The organism is Streptomyces sp. NTH33 (assembly GCF_003236365.1).
In the GTDB taxonomy this organism is placed as follows: domain Bacteria; phylum Actinomycetota; class Actinomycetes; order Streptomycetales; family Streptomycetaceae; genus Streptomyces.
This window is the reverse complement of the sequence record NZ_POTZ01000796.1, coordinates 1-1,874: the sequence shown is the minus strand read 5'-3', so window position 1 is coordinate 1,874 and position 1,874 is coordinate 1. Positions and strand designations below refer to the sequence as shown.

The following is a 1,874-nucleotide window of genomic DNA, read 5'->3' as shown; positions in this document are numbered from 1 at the left end:
GCACCGCGACGGCGACCTCGCGCGTCCCCCGTTTCATCGGCTGGGGGCGGCGGATCAACTGCTCGGCGTCGGCGGCCGTGTCGTACAGGGCGCCCGACTCCGGGTCGGTGAACCGGGTGAGCACATGCCCGAGGAGCAGCCCGGCGAACTCCAGCCACACGCCCTCGCCGGTGACGGAGGCCAGGGCGAGGAAGCCCTCGGCGACGTCGGCGTAGTCCTCCAGCACCCCGGCGTTGGCCCCGGCCCGGCCGTCCTTGCTGGTGCGGTGGAGCGCGGCGTGCTCGTCCATGTGCACCCGTACCAGGAGGTCGGCGGCGCCGGTCGCGGCGTCCACCAGGTCCGGGCGGTCGAAGTAGGCGCCGGTCTCGGCGAGGGCGGCGATCGCGAGCCCGTTCCAGGCGGCGACCACCTTGTCGTCCCGGCCAGGGGCGGGCCGCCCGGCCCGCTTCCCGAGCAGCCGGCGCCTGACCGACTCGATCCGCCCGGCGTCGAAGACGCCCTCCTGCACCGGGAGTTGGAGAACCGAGGCGCCGTGCTCGAAGGTGCCCTCCTCGGTCACGCCGAAGTACTGGGCGGCGAGTTCGGCGTCCTCCGCCCCGAGGGCCTCGTGCAGCTGCTCCGAGGTCCAGACGTAGTAGGCGCCCTCGACGTGCCGGCCGGTTCCGTCGTCGCTGTCGGCGTCCAGGGCCGAGGCGAACCCCCCTTCCGCGGTGCGCAGTTCGCGCACCATGAAGTCGGCGGTGTCCAGGGCGACACGGCGGGCGAGCTCCGAGCCGGTGGCCCGCCACAGGTGGGCGTAGACCCGGCACAGCAGGGCGTTGTCGTACAGCATCTTCTCGAAGTGCGGCACCACCCAGTCCCGGTCCACGGAGTAACGGGCGAAACCGCCGCCCAGCTGGTCGTGGATGCCGCCGCGGGCCATCCGCTCGCAGGTGTCCCGCGCCATCTGCAGCGCGCCCTCGGAGCCGGTGCGGGCGTGGTGCCGCAGCAGGAACTCGATCACCATCGACGGCGGGAACTTCGGAGCCCCGCCGAACCCGCCGCGCTGCGGGTCGTACTCCCGGGTCAGCGCGAGCAGCGCCTGCGCGAGCTCCTCCTCACCGGGGACCCGCGTGGCGCCGTAGTCGATCTCCCGGTGCGCCAGGTCCCGCACGATCTTCCCGGCGACGTCGGTGACCTCCTCCCGCCGGGTCTCCCACGCCTGCCGTACGCCCTCCAGCACCTGCCGGAACGACGGCATCCCGTGCCGGGGCGCGGGCGGGAAGTACGTACCGAAGTAGAACGGCTCGGCGTCCGGGGTCAGGAACACGGTCATCGGCCAGCCGCCCTGCCCGGTCGCCGCCTGCACGGCCTCCATGTACACCGCGTCGACGTCGGGCCGCTCCTCGCGGTCGACCTTGACGCTGACGAAGTGCTCGTTCAGGACGGCGGCCGTGTCCTGGTCCTCGAAGGACTCGTGCGCCATGACATGGCACCAGTGGCAGCTGCTGTACCCGACGCTCAGCAGCACGGGGACCTCGCGCCGCCGCGCCTCCGCGAAGGCCTCCCCCGACCACGGCCACCAGTCGACCGGGTTGTCGGCGTGCTGGAGCAGGTACGGGGACGTCTCATGAGCCAGTCGGTTCGGCATGCTCCCATCCTGCCTCACCGGACCCCGCCGGGCACGGAACGTGATCGCCCTACGGCTCCTCGCACACCCTGTGAGGGCGGCCGGCACCCGGTCCGGCCGTCCGTCGGCCGCCGCCCTCTCGCGCTGTCGTCCCCGCCCAAGGACACTCGTGGGAAAAGGAGTTGTCACCGGAGGGGGACGGGACATGCGGGACGGGCACCGGGTGGACGCCGAGCAGCTGCTGGCTCGGGCCGTGGAGGAGGAG

General features: G+C 73.1%; 1 protein-coding gene. It reads right to left on the bottom strand.

The genetic code is table 11. From position 1 onward, the window contains the following. Positions 1 to 1,630: thioredoxin domain-containing protein (locus tag C1I97_RS36330; RefSeq protein ID WP_181447082.1), on the bottom strand; the 1,630-nt coding region annotated here is incomplete at its 3' end. Between the last annotated feature and the right edge of the window lie 244 nt (positions 1,631 to 1,874).